Here is a 15,033-nt window from a genome sequence, read left to right as displayed (position 1 = left end):
CATCACCTGCTCGTCGGTCAGCGCGTCCGGCCCGGTGACGATCTGCTCGCGCAGCATCGCCAGCGTCGCGGGCCTCACGCCCACACCCCGAGGGCGGCGCCGGGCGTCTTGAAGCTCTCCAGGATCTCGGCCCAGGGGTCGGCCGCCGACTCGAACCGGTCGCGGGTGTGGTCGCGCGGCGGGATGGTCGCCATGTCGCGCCCGGCCGTCTGCTGGTACATCCCGTCATCCACAAGGCTCGACCCGTCGAACGCCCCCGCGCTGTGCAGCCCGCGTACGTCGCGCGTCTCCCACTCGTCCTCGCGCAGCAGCACCCGCGCCCGCTTGCCGTTCCTCAGCCTGAGGTGGTGGACGCTGTGCCGGTGGCCGTCCACGTACACCACCCGCGCGCCGGACCGGGTGCCGCTGGCCGTCCGCTCGGTGAGCGCCTGGTCCTCGAAGGTGAGGACGTTCACCTGGTGGTCGGCCTCGGCCAGCACCTCGTCCAGGAACCGCGCGAACGCCTGCTCCGCGTCGGGGTGGGCCAGGTGCACCGCGCTGTCGGCCGCGTGGTCCGGCGTCAGGTTCACCATGTCGCTGTTCGCGTCGTACGTCATGGGGCCATGCTCCGCCGATCGGCTGATCACCTCCACCACCGCCACCCGCTCGGACGAACCCACCACGCCGGCCGAGCCGCGGAATGGGGTTCAGCCGTACGAAGCTCCAGAGCTGACACCATGGAAGGGCAGCACCCCGGCGCCCCGAACCGGGCGTCAACGTCGGGCGTCGGGCCCACCGGGAACCGGGCCAGCACGCCAACGATGGCCGGTCTGTCTCTCCGTCGGCCAGCGCCCGCGCCGGTGGTGCTCCGGGTGGCGGCGGTCCGCCCGTGCCGCCGTCGCCCGTCGAACGTGACAGAGCCCCCGGCGTTGTCTCTCACCGGGGGCTCTGCCGTGAAGGAGTGAGTGCTGAACACTCGCGCTCACCGTACCGCCCGACGCAGTGTCAGCGGGTTCATTGCGGTTCTGCGGCGCCAGCCGCGTGCCAGCAGCACGACGCCCCGCCTACCCAGTGAGGGCAGACGGGGCGTCGGGTGAGGGTCGGTCAGGGGGTGGTGGTGCCGAGCGCGCGCCACATCTCGTTCAGCTTGTCGTTGGGCGCGGTGAACCCGGCGGAGCGGAACGCGGTGAACGCGGCGCGGCCGGACATGGGGGGGTTGGTCGAGTACCGCAGCCAGCGGAGCACGGCGGCCACCTGGTCGTCCGTCATGGTGTCGCCGGGGGTCGGCTCGACCACTCCGGCGACCGTGCACACGTCGGCCAGCGTGGCGCCCGCTCCGGCCTGCGGAGCACTCGGGGCGGTCGGCGGTGCGGGGTGCTCCGTGGGTGCTCCGTGGTGCTCCGCGCTGGTCAGAGCCGGTGCGGCCACGATGGTGAACATGGACGACAGGGCGTCGTCGGCGGCGATCGACAGCCGCTCGCGCTGCACCTCGGCCAGCTCCGCACCGAGCACCAGGTCACCCGCTCCGGCGCGCTCCGCGACCTTCCACGCGTCCAGCTCCGCGCGGCGTCGGGTGGCCTCGTCGGGGTGCTGCGCGGCCACGGCCCGCAGATACGCGAGACGCCGCGTGGTGTCGGCGGTGCGGCGCTGCTGCTCCGGGTCCACGCCGGTGCGGTAGACCATCGTCCGGCGCACCATCAGGGCCAGCCCCTCGGCCGAGACGCACATGCCCATCGGGGTGAGCGCCTGGACGGCGGCCAGCGGCAGCGTGGGGGCGGTCACCGCGCCGACCACGGCGGCGGCGGCGGGCATCGCCCACAGTCCGGCGCGCACCAGGGCGGGGGTGGACTGGCTGAAGGCGGTCAGCACCAGGGCGAGCACGGCCAGCACGGCGGTAGCACCCTCACCGGCGGCGATCACACCGAGCGCGGTACCGGCGGACCCGAAAGCGCGGGTCATGTTGGTGAAGGTGCCGACGCCGCCGAGGCCGCCGAACACCACCATGGGCACGGCGGCGCACGTCAGGAGAACGCGCTGAAGGCGGGTCACGGGTCGGTCATACTGCTGATCGTGGTTCACGGGGGTCTCCTTCAGAGTCCGTGGATCTTCGGGGCCGTTCCGGGTGATAGCCGGGCGGCCCCACGTCTGTTCGGGGGTCAGTCTGGCACCAGGGGTCACGGACGTGCCGTCACTCCCCGATGTGCACGCGATTCGTGATGGTCTGCGTGATGGTCTGGACGACGTGCACGCCGCCCGTACCGCCGGACGAGCGCCGACCGGCCAGCGCGGCGACGGCGACCCCGGCGACCACCAGCAGGGGCAGCCCGGCCGACGCACCGGCGACCAGACCGGTTACGGCCATATCCGCGAGGTGCAGCGCACCGGCCAGCAGCCACGCACCGGCGCCGACGCCGACCGACGCCACGGCGGTGCCGACAGCCCATCGGGGCACCAGCGGCCCGGCATCCCGAACCGCCGGGGCCTGTGCGGTCGAGTGCGGCGCAACTGTCGCTCCGGGCGCCGCATTGGAGGCCAGCGGCACCGGGATGTACACCGGCACCAGGACCCCGCCGTCACCCGGCGTGTACGCCACGGTGAGCGGGACGGCGGGGGAGGGGGTGTCGAGCGCGGCGGCGTCGGCGGGAATCAGGGAGGCGATCAGGTCGGCGTCGGTGATCTGCTGGGGGGTCATGGCGGGTACCTCCGGGGACGTGTGCCGGTCGCTGTGCCGGTGGGGGTGTGCGGGGTGTGATCCGGGGCTGTGCCGCCCGAATCACACCCCGTGTGATGTGGGGATTCGCGCTGTGCCGCTGTGCGGGGGTGTGCCGCTGTGCCGGTCCGTCAGACCCCGGCCATCTGGGGCACCAGGCGGTACGTGCCCTCGGTCGCGGTGGGGGCCAACAGGCCCTCCTCCGCGAGGCGCTTCATCTGCTTGGACACCCACTCGCGCTTGCGCCCGAGCTGCTCCAGGTACGGCCCGAGGTCACGCACGGCGACGGTGCCGGGCCCGGCGGCGGCCAGCATCTCCACCAGCTCCACCAGCGCGGCGCGGGCCTCCTCCGGCGTCAGGTCCGCCGGGGGCAGGTCGAAGCTGACGCCCGCCGACAGCGGCGGGATCTCCCCGGCCGCCTCCCCGGCGGCGGCCAGCATCTCCGCGTGCACCTTGGCCAGCTCGGCGTTCATCTCTTCCTCGGGGTCGGCCTCGGGGGCGGCGTCCTCGTAGACGCTGGCGTTGTGGGCGTCGATGGCGGCCCGGTCCAGGACGAAGTACTTGCCCGCGACCCGCGCGGCCCCGGCCTCGGTCACCGGGTCGAGCGCGGCCCGCACGCCGGTGAACGTCTCGACCACCCACGCGCCGATCTGGGCATAGAGCGCGTCCCCGCCGGTCCAGAACGTGCGGGCCGGGTTGGCGTGCATCTCCTCGTCCACGCCCGCGCTGGCCAGGTACACGTACCCCTTGCGCTTGTTGGCCCAGGCGGCCGGGTTGGCGCCCGCGTCCAACACCTCTTCGGGCAGGGCGAACGCGGCGTCATCTCCCCGGACGCCGAAGCACAGCGCGGCGGGCAGGCTGGCGCGGGTGTCGGTGCTGATCTGGTAGCCGCTGGCGCGCTGCATCGAGATCACGATGGAGACCCCGGCGGAGCGGGCTTCCTGCGCCATGCCGGTGAATGCGTCCTCGCCCATCTCGCGGAGGGTCTTCGCAGCTTCCTCCCACCAAGCGATCACGTAGGGCATGCCGGGGCAGTGGCAGGCGCGGCCGGTCTGGCACGAGTGGGAGGGGTCGGTCTGGATCTCCGCAGCAGCGGGCTCCCATGCCCGGTAGCCGTGGTCGCGGAGCCAGCGGGCGCGGACCGGGATGATGGCCTGGACGGCGGCGGCCATGGCCATGGTGGACGGCATGTCCAGGGCGGCCCAGGTGATGGCGTCGAGGATCGGCCCGAAGTCCTGCCCGGACTTGGCGGGGTCGGACAGCAGCACCACCACGTCTTTGCGGGTCAGGATCTCCAGCAGCACGTCGATGGCGCCCTCAGTCTTCCCGGAGCCGGTCATCCCCATCACGAGGAGGTGGATGGCGTCGAGGAGGGGCAGCAGCAGGTCGGAGCCGTCGTCGTAGACACCGAGTCGCAGCGGGACGGCGATCGACTCGCCGGGCGCGGACGGGCCGGGCCACACGGTCGGCACCTTGAGCTGGTCCTCGGGAACGACGACGAGGGTGCCCTTGCGGGCGGACTCAGGGTCGTGCTGGATGCGGATGGCGGTGGTCGGCACGTCCAGCGCGGACGCGAGGCGCCCGGCCGCCTTGGACATGTCGTCGTTGGTCATCTCGCCAGCGGGCAGCGCGTAGGGGACCGTGACGCGGTTGGGCTCGACCTTCGCCCGGCCGAACTTCGCGCGGGCAAGCCCCACCTTCTCCAGGAGTCCGCCGTCACTGTCGCCGGTGGCGGCCTGCTGGCCGGAGCGGGTGAGCTGACGCAGGTTCACCGAGATGGCCGCCAGCGGGGCGCCCATGAGGTAGGCGTTCAGGACGGCGGGGTTCAGGGGACCTGCCAGCGCGGCGGCAGTGACCCACATCGACGCCGCGCCGGTCAGCACCGTGACGTGGATGCGCTGGATGATCTGGAGTCGCTGGCCGACCAGCCACGAAGCGCCGGTGATGCCGACCGAGGACAGGGTGAGCGCCACCCCGGCGCCGGGGCTGCCGTGCCACTGGAGAGAGGCGGCCGAACCGGCCGCGCCCACCAGGCCCGAGCCGATCCACGCGGGAAGGTAGGGCTTGGATCGGTGGAGCAGCCACGCGCCCAGGCCCTTGGCGCTGGCGCCCCCGGTGAGGCGCTGTTCCTGCTGCTGGTGCTCGCGGTCGTGTGTGTCGCGGGACATGGGACGTCCCCTCTCAGATGCGGAACGGGGTGGCGGAGCGGACGGGCGCGGCCGGGCGGAACTCGCGCTCCAGGGCGCCGACGGTGGCGGTCGCCTGCTTGGCCACGGCCACGGCGGCGTCACCGGACTTGCGCAGGTGACCGGCCACCGAGCGGGCCCGGACCCATCCGTCACCGGGCATCGCGCCGGGGCGCCGCTGGACCTGCCGCAACCGGGCCTCCAGCAGCTTGGACGCCATGCCCAGTTCGAGACCGATCTGGATCATCAGCGCCCGCACGTGGTTGCAGTAGGCGCGCACCTGGTCCGTGCTGTCGAACTCCGGCGCGGGCAGCAGCATCTGACCGCCATTGCCCTGCTGGCCGCCGGTGGGGGAGAACCCGGCGCCGCCCGGCATCCCCTTGTTGACGTTGACGCTGATCCCGAAGGACGGGGCGAAGGACGGGGCGAACGCGCCCGACGGCGCGAACCCTCCGCCGGTCTTGTAGCTGTTGTGGCTGCCCCCGCCGGTGGTCTTCCCACCGGTGCTGGTGCTGGTGGTGGCGCCGTTGTGCGAAGTGGTGGCCATGGTGGTTCCCCTCCTGGTGGGTGGTGCGTGGTCAGCGGGTGAGGTGCGACAGGGCCCAGACGGCGGCGACGAACGGCGCGGCCAGCAGCACCAGGCGCACGGTGGCGGCGGTGGCCATCCGGCCGGTGACGGTCACGGTGCCGACCGTGTCGCAGCCGAAGACGCGGTGGTCGGCGTGGACGGCGTGCAGGGCCAGCCACCAGCCGGCCGATTTGATGCCGCCGGGGCGGGGGGCGCGGATCTCGCAGTAGACGAGCACGATTCCTCCTGGTCAGGGCAGTACGGGGCCGCGCTTCAACGGAGTTGATCACCCGTCAGCTTCGTTCTGCCGGACTCCAGAGTGAGCGTCTTCTGAGAAGCTGTCAACACCTTCTGAGAGGTAGCGGACTGAACCCTAGAATGCCTATGGTTCTTCTCATGACACCGAAGTACCGGCGTATCGCCGACACCATCCGCAGCCGCATCCGGGGCGGCGACTACCCGGCAGGCTCCGACTTGCCCAAGGACGCCGAGCTGGCGGCCGAGCTGGGGGAGACCCGGCCGACCGTCGCGCAGGCCATGGGCGTGCTCGCCACCGAAGGACTCGTCATCCGCTCATCCGCAGGAAGCAAGGTGCACCCGATCATGCGAAAGATCACCCGAGTCGTCCCCGACCGCTACGAAGCGGCCTACCGCGAGCGCGGACACGGCGCCTTCGACGTGGAGGTGAGGGAGTGCGGATACACCCCGCGCTGGGAGACGACCGTCACCGAGACGGCCGACGAGACCGTGAAGCACTACCGCATGTGGGCCGACGGCGTGCCGGTGCAGTTCGCCACCGGCAGGAGCCCCAAGACCGTCGCGGACGCCGCCGGAACGGCCGTCCCGGACACGGGCCCCGGCGGCATCATCAGCCGCATGGCGGACGCCGGATACCGGCAGGTGAAGATGCGCGAGGAGATCGACGTGCGCACCCCCTCCGAGCCGGAGGCGGCGTTCCTCGGCCTGACGCTGGATCAGCTCGTCTACGAGATCACCCACACCGGCTACACCGCCGACGGCGCCACGGTCGAGACCGTCGCGCACGTGCTGCCCGTGCACCTGTGGCAGCTCGTCCACACCTGGACCCCGGACGGCGGTGCCGCGTGACCACCACCCGCAGGCCACTGCACAACCCGGCCGACCAGGCCCCGGCCGCCACGGCCCCCACCGAGTACCGCGCGCAGATGTACCGGCGCCCCGGCGTCGGGTGGGTGCTGTTCGTGGCCGTGCCCGGCCTGGTGAGCGACTGGCCCGAGCGCGATTTCGCCACCACCGACGGCAAGCCCCCCACCAGGGCCGAGCGTGACGCCGTGCTCGCGGCGTGGGGGTACGTCCGGGTGACCGGCGACGGCGGCGTGTGGTCGTGGGAGGAGACGCAGGAGAGCGACGACGAGGTGGTGAGCCTGTCGGCCGCCGCGCTGGTGATCGAGCACCCCTGATCACGCAAGAGGGGCTGTCCGGCTCGTCACCCGCGCAGGTTCCAACCGGACAGCCCCAACTCCATCCCCGGCATCATCCCGACGAGAGGAGAACACCCTCATGGTCTCACCCCGCACCGCTCCGAATGAGCCGCTGGCCCTGGTGGCGCGCGGCTGGCACGTCTTCCCCGTAGACCCCGACTCCAAGGGGCCCAGGAGGAAGAACTGCGACCCCTGCGCCGACGCCGGGGGGAAGTCCCCGGCCACCTGCCCGGCCTGCGTGGCCGGAGCGTGTTCCGGCGACTGGTGCCACAGCTTCAACGGCGCCACCGCCGACCCCGAGCGCATCCGGCGTACGTGGCCCGTCGGCGCGCGGACCGGCGTCGCGGTGAAGCCCTCGGGGCTCGCGGTGCTCGACGTCGAGGCGGACGGCGTCGAGCTGATGCGCCACCTGTGGAGCGCCGGAGTCCTGACGCCCACGCTGGTGCAGCGCTCCAGCTCCGGGCTCGGCGCCCACCTGTTCTACCGGGCGGCGAACGGCTCACGGCACCTGCTCCACCCCCACGTCGCCGACGGCCTGGTGGACGGCTCCAATGCCGGTGCCGCACTTCCGCGTCATCTGATCCCGCAGGCCGGGGAGGACGGCAAGCGCGAGTGGGCGTTCGACGTGCTGATGAGCACTCAGGCGAAGTGGACCGGGGACCTGCTGCTGGACGCCCCCGTGGCCGACTGGCCGGTGACCATGACCGAGTGGCTGGCCGAGCACGCCGCCACCGGACGCCAGCGCGACAACGTGAGCGAGTGGACCAACCGGCCGCGCCTGGTCGTGGCCGGGGTGGACATGCCCGGCTGCATCCACAACGCCGCGTACCGCGCCAAGGGCCACGATCGCGGGGTGTCGGCGATCCGGGCGAACCCCACCCGCGACCGTGGCGCCCGCGCGCTGGCCGGTGCAGTCGGCGCCGTGCTGTCCGTCCACTGGCAATGCTCGGGAACCTGCGGCGACGACCTGACGGACGACCTGCTCACCGAGTACGTGACTGTCGTGGGTGCCCAGCATGCGGCGCACGGTCAGCGCGCGGTCGAGATGGCACGGGCGACGGTGAAGCCGTGGACACGGTGAGGACTACCCGCCCGGCCGTTCCTGCCGGTAACTCCCCCGAAAGTCCTGTGGAACTCTCACAAAGTCGGCCGACCAGAGCCCCGCGGCCGGCCGAATGGGTGAACGGCCGCTCGACCAAGTGCCCCTTGGGGTCGTGAAAGTCGGTGAAAGTCACCCGGTTGTGCGGTCCCCACAGCCGGACGGAGTGTCAGCGGGGCCTAGATCGCGGGGCGTAGAGTCCCCCCAGACATGCGAGAGCCCCGGCCGCCTTGGACAGTAGCCGGGGCTTCTCGTGAGGCAAGTCGAGCGCTGAACCGCTTGACCACCCAGGGAGACAAAGATCTGTAGTTCCGGATCGGTCTCACACCCAGGGCACAGAGTAGCCCACCCCCCTAGGGACGGTCACCGGTACAAGCGCTCTCCGATACGAGAGAGACGCGAATGACCACCAGCAGCACCACCGATACCGGCACTACCGGGGGAACCACCGTCGCTGATCTCCAGCGGGCCGCGCGTGAGGCGGCCGACCGGCTCGACCGGCTCAGGATGGACGGCGCGGCCAAGGGTGAGATCACCAAGGCCAAGGCGGCGCTGGCCATCGCGGACCGCGCGCTCAAGACCGCGCAGGCCGAGACCAGGGCGGCCGAGCTGGCGACCAAGGCCCAGCTTCGCGCCCCCCGCAGCCAGCGGCCCGGCGGCGCCAGCCTCCCCGTCATCGACGTGACCAGCGAGCCCGACGGCGTGGACGCGGTCATCGAGGCGCTGGAGTCCGGGAAGATCTCCGGCGTCCACCTGTACGGCGACGGAATCGCCCAGGTCGGCCGGAGCGCCGACGGGCCGGTGATCAGGCCGATCGGCCCGGACAACCTCACGTACGTGGTGAAGGAGAACGCCGACGTACAGAAGACGCGCACCACCCGCGACGGCGACGAGATCGTGTCGTCCGTCCTGCTCCCGGTCCGTATCGCCACCACGGTGCTCGCGCGCCCGAAGTGGGACCTGTCCATCCTCAAGGGCATCTCTTCCGTCCCGCTGCTGCTGCCGGACGGCACGTTCCAGACGGAGCCCGGATACAACGAGGGCACCGGCTACTACTACGAGCCGAAGCACCAGATCCCGCCGGTGCCGACCAACCCGACGGACGAGCAGATCGAGGCGGCGAAGACCCTGATCCTGGATCAGGTGCTGCGTGACTTCCCGTGGGTGGCGCCGAGTGACAAGGCGTCCTACGTCGGCGTTATGTTCTATCCGCTGCTGCGGGTGCTGATCCGCGACCCGTTCATGTTCTACCTGCTCACCGCTACCAACCCCGGTTCGGGCAAAGGGCTGTTGTGCATGATCCTTGACTATCTGTTCGGATTCAGCTCCAACTCGTGGCCCGAGGACAACACCGAGATGGGCAAGGTAATCACCGCGCTGCTCGCCGAGAAGGCGCATCCCTTCGTGGGCTTCGCGAACCTGCCCAACGGCTACATCATCCGGTACCCCAAGCTGGCCGAGGTGGTCACGAAGACAATGTGGACCGGGCGCCGCCTCGGGTCCTCGAAGGTCATCGAGGTGCCCAACGGGCGATGCTTCATGGCGGAGGGCAACAACGTCTCCGGCAGCGACGACATGCCGCGCCGCACGATCATCACGCGTCTGGACCCCGACGGGGGCGCGCCCGAGCTTCGGGATCAGCAGTCGTTCGCGCTCGGTGACCTGAACGACTGGCTCCCCCTGCACTCCGGCGAGCTGCTGCATGCGCTTCTCGTCCTGCTGTCGGGGTGGGTGGCGGCCGGTTCGCCGCGCTCCTCCCACTCCATCGCCTCCTTCGGGGCGTGGCCGCGCACCATCGGCGGCATCCTCGGATGGATGGGCGTGAGCGGCTGGCTCGAAGGCCGCGAGCAGCAGATGCGCGACGGCGACGACGACGGCCACGAGTGGACGGTGTTCCTCGCCGCATGGCACGGCCACTTCGGTGACCGGCTGATCGGCGCCGGTGAGCTGCTCGGCGCCGCCCGGAGCAGTGCGGAGTACGGCATCCCGACTCCGGGCCCCCTCGACGCCGTGTTCCCCCGCGACAAGGGCACCTACCTTCCCTCGGTCCAGAAGCTCGGCTACTGGCTCAAGGCGCGGGAGGGCCGCTGGCACGGTGAGTACCGACTGCGGAAGGTGAAGGACAGCAACGCCGAAGCGTGGCGGTGGAAGGTCGAGTACCGCGATCCGGCCGTGTCGGTCCCGGCACCGCGTCCGGCGGCCGAGCAGCCCGCGCTCACCGACTGACCACTGACACCGAAGCCCCCGCGCCGACCACCGGCCGGGGGCTTCGTGCTGTCCCGACACATGACATGAAACGTGGCACGCGGACCGGGGCGCCCAAAAGATACCGGCAGATACCGGCGCACCCTACAAAACCGCAGGTCAGAGGTAGTTACCGGCATCTCCGGGAGATACCGGCAGGCCCGAAGATACCGGCAACATACCGGCAAGATCCGCCGGTATCTCGACCCCCGCTGCCGGTATCTCGACCCTGCTGGAGGTACATACCGGCAACCCCGTGACCTGCGCTTTTGCCCGTAGTGCCGGTATCTACCGGTATCTCTCCTTCAACCTAAGGGAGTTTTTCTTGTTTCTGTGTCATGTGTGGTGCTGGCCGTGGTGGTCCTGGTGACGGGTCAGGGATGAAGCGGACCGGCTTCGCCGGACGACTCACGCAGTGCGCCGTAGGTGATCGGGAGGTGCCGCGCCTCGGGGTCGAGCCGGGGTGAACAAGCAATGAACCCGCGCCGTGTGTGGCGACACGCCAGCGAACACCTGATCTCTGCGCGTCCGCGTTCCTGCACCGTGTGGAGTCATGGACACAACGACGTTGACCGATGACGAGTGGGCGCAGCACATCGCGTACGCGCTGAACAGGCGCGACCCGTTCCGGCATGTGCTCGACCTGCGCGACTTCCTGCGGCGCAACGGGCTGCGGCTGGCCCAGCGCCGGATGCTGGCCGTGCGGGATCTGCACACGCTGATCTGCGAGAACCGGCGCGACGCCGACGAGATGAGGAAGTGGTGGTGATGAACGCGCAGGAACTCGCCGCCGCGCTCCGGGCCATGGCGTGCCGCGACCCCAACCGGCTGATCTGGTCGGCCGACGCGTACGCCTACGGGCGCCGGATGGGGTGCAGCCGCTCGACCACGTCCAACGCGCTGCGGCTCACCGGCTTGTACCCCGAGCGCGTCCGGGCCCGGTCGGGGATGGTCCGGTGGGTGGTCGAGCGCCCGCACTGGTGGACCGTCCCGCGCACGCCGGGCAAGTGCCCCCGGACCGTCCGCCGTCGGTGCGTCACCTGCGGCCAGCTCTACGTCCCCGCCGACCGCGCTCCGCTCCGGCCGCCCGAGCCTGACGAGTGGGCCCCGGAGTGAACCGCGGTTTGTGGGTACCCCCCACGCCGGCCGGGCTGAAATCCGGGGTCGGCTGTGCGATCTCACCAACGGCGCCGACCGGGCCCCGGTGTGCTCGAACCTCCCCGGCCTGTGGCGTCCAGTGGCGCGGAAGTGAGCGGCGCGGGGATTGGAGCCGTCCGCCTGGTCATCGTCGTGCTCGGCCAGCGCGCGCGGGTTCATTGCTTGTCTGCGGCGCAGCCGCGTGCCAGTCGGTCACGGTCCGCGCGTCCGGGCGCATCCTGGCGCCATGACGAGACGACGACTGTCCGACCTTCAGCAGGGCCACCAGCAGGCGCAGGCCGACCGGACAGAGGTGGATGCGTACTACGCCCGGATCAGGGCCGAGCACGACCGGCTACAGGCTGGCCAGGTCGAGCCCGAGCACCAGGACCACGACGACGACCCCGACCCGGTGGAGGTGGCCGCGCGCTGGCTGCTCGGCTGGCTGGGCACACGGGACCGGGCATGGACCGGGGAGGCTCAAGCGGCGTTCGTGGCCGAGGGCGGCGAGATCAGCGCGCAGGGGTGGGCGCTGGTGGTCGAGCGGGCCGGACTGGTGGATCAGGAGACCTCACCGGGTACGGGCTGGCGGATGCTGGCGCGGGCCGACGCTCCGGCGCTGCGTCCGGCCGTACAGGCGCACCGGGCCCGGACGTGGCCCATGTGACGGGAAGTCGGGGGAAAGGGCCAGAAAGGGCCCTGGAACGGCCGAACGCCCCCCGGATGGTCCCGAGGGGCGTTCGTGCTGGTGCGCGGTCTACACGTCGTCGGCCTGGTGCTCGTTCATCACGTCGGCCAGCAGGCGGTACACCGTGCGCCTGCTCGGGTGCTGGCCACGCTTGTTCCCGGTCCGGATGACCAGGCGCTCCATGATCTCCGGGATGGTCTTGTTCTCCCGGTACAGCCGCTCCGCCGTGGTCTTCATGTCGTCGTCGGTGACCTTGACGCCGCCCACGCGCTTGCCGTTGTCGCGCGCCACCTCCTGACCGATGAGTGTCTTCTCGCGGATGTACTCGCGCTCCGATTCCGAGTAGATCGCCGACATGGTCAACATCCCCATGGCCATGGGCGAGTTGGGGTCGAACACGCCCCGATGGTCACCGGTCAGGAACTCCACCTCGACCCCGGCCGCGAACGCCTTGCGCAGGAAGTCCATCACCTCGATGCCGCGCCCGATGCGCTTGTGCTCGTGAACCACCAGGCGCACGGACAGTCCGAGGCTGGCCAGGTCTGCGGCACGGGCCAGCGCCCGCGACCGCTCGGGGCGCTCCGTCTCGCGGGTGCTCACCTTCTCGTCGTAGATCTCCGTGCACCCGGCGTCAGCCAGCGCGTCCATCTGCCCCGTCAGGTCCTGCGCTGCGGTGCTGACGCGGGCATATCCCAGCTTGACCATGTCTGTGGTGGTGACGGGCGCGGCCGGGGTGGTGTCGAGCTGTGCGCCGTCGCGGCGGTGCTTGGGGATGGTGATGCGGGCCGACCTCTCCAGCGACTTCACCATCACCATCCGGGCGGCGTGGTAGTGGCTGGCGACACGGCCCGTGTCGGTGAGGCAGGGGCGTCCGGCCGGAGCAAGGCAGGCGCTCATGGGGCAGGCGTTGGACTCGATCAGGGTGTGCGCTTCGGTGGTCATGGTGGAGGACTGTGCCATGGGTGTGTGCCACGGGTCAACTGCAATGGCACGACAGTTGGCACAGCGTCAGGCCGTCATGCACCCCTAGGTGATCTTGTGCCAACAGTGACCACCAATGGCACACGGGTTGATCGCTGGTGGGGTGAGAGCAGCAGGAGCAGCAGGAGGAGGAGGAGTGAGGCGCTGTGGTGGTGAGGCTGGCTGGCATGGCGGCGCTGTGGGGCGCTGTGGCGGGCGCTGGATGGCGTGGTGGGGGAAGTGGTCGGCGCCGGGCTGGCGCGGCTCTGGCGGGGCGCTGGCTGGATCGGCTGATCGGTGCTGGTGTGGGTGGCGCTGGCGGATGGGGGTCTGGTCGGCATGGTCGCCACCGGCATTGACCTGCGAAGACCAGCAACCTAGAGCACAACTAGCAAGCAGAGCAAGAGAGTTGAGAGTGAAGCGGTGAGGCTGGCTGGCAGGTGGGGCGCTGGCTGGCAGTTATGGTGACCGGCGACAACGGCACAACCGCACACCATTAGGCAGCACCAGAGACAGTGATGAGAATGAGAGAGAAAGCGCAGGTGAGAGCGTGTGTGAGTAGCAGAGTGAGTGAGTGTGAGTGAGTAGAGAGTGAGAGCAAGTAGCTTGGCAGGGTGGGGAGTTGGGGAGGTGAGGCAGTGCAGCACGACACACAGAATGCAGTGAGGAATACGAGAAAGAATGAGTGAGAATTGGTAGCAGAGGAGAAATGAAAACCTGAGGGATAGACCCCGAGAAAACCAGATTAGAATTTGAGCCCAGATTGGGGCGGGGGGCTCATAGGCGTGTGACCGTCCCCGTGTGGGCTCCGTGGGCCGGATACTCCGATGTGCTCCATTTGGAGTAGTCCGAACGGATGCACGCACCCCCTCTGACCTAGGCAACTACCTTAGAGTGACGCAAAGTTGCGATTTGATCCGTCACCCGTTCGGGCCTAAGAATGCTGCCACCGGGCCGGAGGGTCCGGCCTGGTGAGGGAGAGGGGCCTTCGATGCCTGAGCCCGAACCACCCCGTCCGGACTGGCGCGTCCTGCTGTACAACGCGGGCGCGCTGGCGCTGCTGATCCTGTGGCGCAGGTACGGCGGCTGACGGCAGGGGCCCCGGTGATTCACGCTCACCGGGGCCCCGCACCAGGAAACCAGATCCGGGGGGCGCGGCCACCCTTTCCACTGCCCCCGAAAATCCGGCGCGGCCTCTACACGTGGGCGATCACTTGAAGTGCCCGCGCGCCGTCGGCGTCGTCGGCACCGGCGCCGCCCACGCCCGACATTCACACGCCCCCGAGGCTGGCCACACCGACTCGCACGGTCCGCCCTCGGGGTGCCAGCGCTCACCGTGCCCGCAGACGTGGCACATCCTCATCCCCCGCACCCGGTGCGCCAGCCCGCGCCGTCGCTCCCCGTCCGCGCTCACTCCTCCACCTCCCCCTCCACCTGCTTCGGGCGCCGCTTCCTGCCCGCCAGCACGGGCGACGGTGCCCGCACCTGTCCCGCCACCAGACCCCGCCGGTTGATCTCGCGCCCGAGCCTGCCCATGCGATGCCGCGCCCCCAGCACTTCGGCGTTCAGCTCGTCCAGCCATGACCTGGTGGACGCGGCCTCGGCCAACAGCACCTCGTCGCTCATCAGGCCGGGGATGCGCTCCGGCGGATCGACGGTGAGACTGCGGCGCCCGGCCATCACGCCACCGCGTCCACCGGTGCCCAGTAAGCGGCGTCGAACGAGTCGGCGAGTCCCGGCGCCTGCTCGGCCCTGATCCGGGCCCGCGCGTCCGCCTCCACCACCACCACCCGAAGCTCACCCCGCAGCAGCCGCGCCGCCTCCCTCGCCAGCCTCGCCGCGTGGGTGAGCCGGTCCGCCCTCGCGTCGGCCGCGCCGGACTCCGCCATCACCACGTCGAGCAGCCCCATCACCTGCTCGTCGGTCAGCGCGTCCGGCCCGGTGACGATCTGCTCGCGCAGCATCGCCAGCGTCGCGGGCCTCACGCCCACACCCCGAGGGC

16 protein-coding genes are annotated in these 15,033 nt (G+C 70.7%); 7 read left to right on the top strand and 9 right to left on the bottom strand.

Annotation, left to right across the window (positions count from 1 at the left end):
- Window positions 1-74 precede the first annotated feature (74 nt).
- The 6 genes from ACFY2K_RS42885 to ACFY2K_RS42860 all read right to left on the bottom strand — a co-directional run bounded on the left by ACFY2K_RS42885 (window position 75) and on the right by ACFY2K_RS42860 (window position 5,681).
- On the bottom strand, window positions 75-596 hold the full coding sequence (locus ACFY2K_RS42885; protein ID WP_387718454.1) for a hypothetical protein: 522 nt from the start codon (window positions 594-596) through the stop codon (window positions 75-77).
- Window positions 597-1,083: 487 nt separating this feature from the next.
- On the bottom strand, window positions 1,084-2,028 hold the full coding sequence (locus ACFY2K_RS42880) for a hypothetical protein (protein ID WP_387718451.1): 945 nt from the start codon (window positions 2,026-2,028) through the stop codon (window positions 1,084-1,086).
- Between the two features lie 139 nt (window positions 2,029-2,167).
- Window positions 2,168-2,671, bottom strand: a complete 504-nt coding sequence (locus ACFY2K_RS42875) for a hypothetical protein (RefSeq protein WP_387718448.1) — start codon at window positions 2,669-2,671, stop codon at window positions 2,168-2,170.
- Between the two features lie 149 nt (window positions 2,672-2,820).
- On the bottom strand, window positions 2,821-4,857 hold the full coding sequence (locus ACFY2K_RS42870; RefSeq protein WP_387718445.1) for a sporulation protein SsgA: 2,037 nt from the start codon (window positions 4,855-4,857) through the stop codon (window positions 2,821-2,823).
- Between the two features lie 13 nt (window positions 4,858-4,870).
- Window positions 4,871-5,422, bottom strand: a complete 552-nt coding sequence (traA, locus tag ACFY2K_RS42865) for a plasmid transfer protein TraA (RefSeq protein ID WP_387718443.1) — start codon at window positions 5,420-5,422, stop codon at window positions 4,871-4,873.
- Between the two features lie 31 nt (window positions 5,423-5,453).
- Window positions 5,454-5,681 carry a hypothetical protein gene (locus tag ACFY2K_RS42860; RefSeq protein ID WP_387718440.1) on the bottom strand — a complete coding sequence of 76 codons (228 nt, stop codon included), beginning with the start codon at window positions 5,679-5,681 and terminating at the stop codon, window positions 5,454-5,456.
- Between the two features lie 158 nt (window positions 5,682-5,839).
- Here ACFY2K_RS42860 and ACFY2K_RS42855 point away from each other — a divergent pair, with 158 nt between their 5' ends.
- The 7 genes from ACFY2K_RS42855 (at window position 5,840) to ACFY2K_RS42825 (ending at window position 12,050) form a co-directional block, all read left to right on the top strand.
- Complete coding sequence (locus ACFY2K_RS42855) at window positions 5,840-6,550, top strand: GntR family transcriptional regulator (RefSeq protein WP_387718437.1); 711 nt, start codon at window positions 5,840-5,842, stop codon at window positions 6,548-6,550.
- The gene (locus ACFY2K_RS42850; protein WP_387718434.1) at window positions 6,547-6,882 is read left to right on the top strand and encodes a DUF6303 family protein; all 336 of its coding nucleotides are present in this window, start codon (window positions 6,547-6,549) and stop codon (window positions 6,880-6,882) included. The genes ACFY2K_RS42855 and ACFY2K_RS42850 overlap by 4 nt, the downstream gene beginning before the upstream one ends.
- A gap of 100 nt (window positions 6,883-6,982) precedes the next feature.
- Window positions 6,983-7,984 carry a bifunctional DNA primase/polymerase gene (locus ACFY2K_RS42845; protein WP_387718431.1) on the top strand — a complete coding sequence of 334 codons (1,002 nt, stop codon included), beginning with the start codon at window positions 6,983-6,985 and terminating at the stop codon, window positions 7,982-7,984.
- Window positions 7,985-8,509: 525 nt separating this feature from the next.
- Window positions 8,510-10,228: a hypothetical protein gene (locus tag ACFY2K_RS42840; RefSeq protein WP_387718428.1), complete on the top strand. Its 1,719-nt coding sequence runs from the start codon at window positions 8,510-8,512 to the stop codon at window positions 10,226-10,228.
- Between the two features lie 571 nt (window positions 10,229-10,799).
- Complete coding sequence (locus ACFY2K_RS42835) at window positions 10,800-11,015, top strand: hypothetical protein (RefSeq protein WP_387718425.1); 216 nt, start codon at window positions 10,800-10,802, stop codon at window positions 11,013-11,015.
- Window positions 11,015-11,362 (top strand): hypothetical protein, encoded by a 348-nt coding sequence (locus ACFY2K_RS42830; protein ID WP_387718422.1) that lies wholly within the window; start codon window positions 11,015-11,017, stop codon window positions 11,360-11,362. Before ACFY2K_RS42835 ends, ACFY2K_RS42830 begins: the two co-directional genes overlap by 1 nt.
- Window positions 11,363-11,630: 268 nt before the next feature.
- Complete coding sequence (locus ACFY2K_RS42825; RefSeq protein ID WP_387718420.1) at window positions 11,631-12,050, top strand: hypothetical protein; 420 nt, start codon at window positions 11,631-11,633, stop codon at window positions 12,048-12,050.
- Window positions 12,051-12,140: 90 nt separating this feature from the next.
- On the opposite strand, the gene ACFY2K_RS42820 is transcribed toward ACFY2K_RS42825, so the two are convergent.
- From ACFY2K_RS42820 to ACFY2K_RS42810, 3 genes are all read right to left on the bottom strand, one after another.
- Entirely contained in the window at window positions 12,141-13,013 is an 873-nt protein-coding gene (locus ACFY2K_RS42820) for a recombinase family protein (protein ID WP_387718417.1), read from the bottom strand.
- 1,428 nt (window positions 13,014-14,441) lie between these two features.
- Window positions 14,442-14,711 carry a hypothetical protein gene (locus ACFY2K_RS42815; protein WP_387718415.1) on the bottom strand — a complete coding sequence of 90 codons (270 nt, stop codon included), beginning with the start codon at window positions 14,709-14,711 and terminating at the stop codon, window positions 14,442-14,444.
- Window positions 14,711-15,016, bottom strand: a complete 306-nt coding sequence (locus tag ACFY2K_RS42810) for a hypothetical protein (RefSeq protein WP_387718412.1) — start codon at window positions 15,014-15,016, stop codon at window positions 14,711-14,713. Before ACFY2K_RS42810 ends, ACFY2K_RS42815 begins: the two co-directional genes overlap by 1 nt.
- Between the last annotated feature and the right edge of the window lie 17 nt (window positions 15,017-15,033).

This window comes from Kitasatospora sp. NPDC001309, from assembly GCF_042896295.1.
Classification (GTDB): domain Bacteria; phylum Actinomycetota; class Actinomycetes; order Streptomycetales; family Streptomycetaceae; genus Kitasatospora.
The sequence above is the reverse complement of the archived record's forward strand: the minus strand, read 5'-3'. Positions and strand labels throughout refer to the sequence as shown.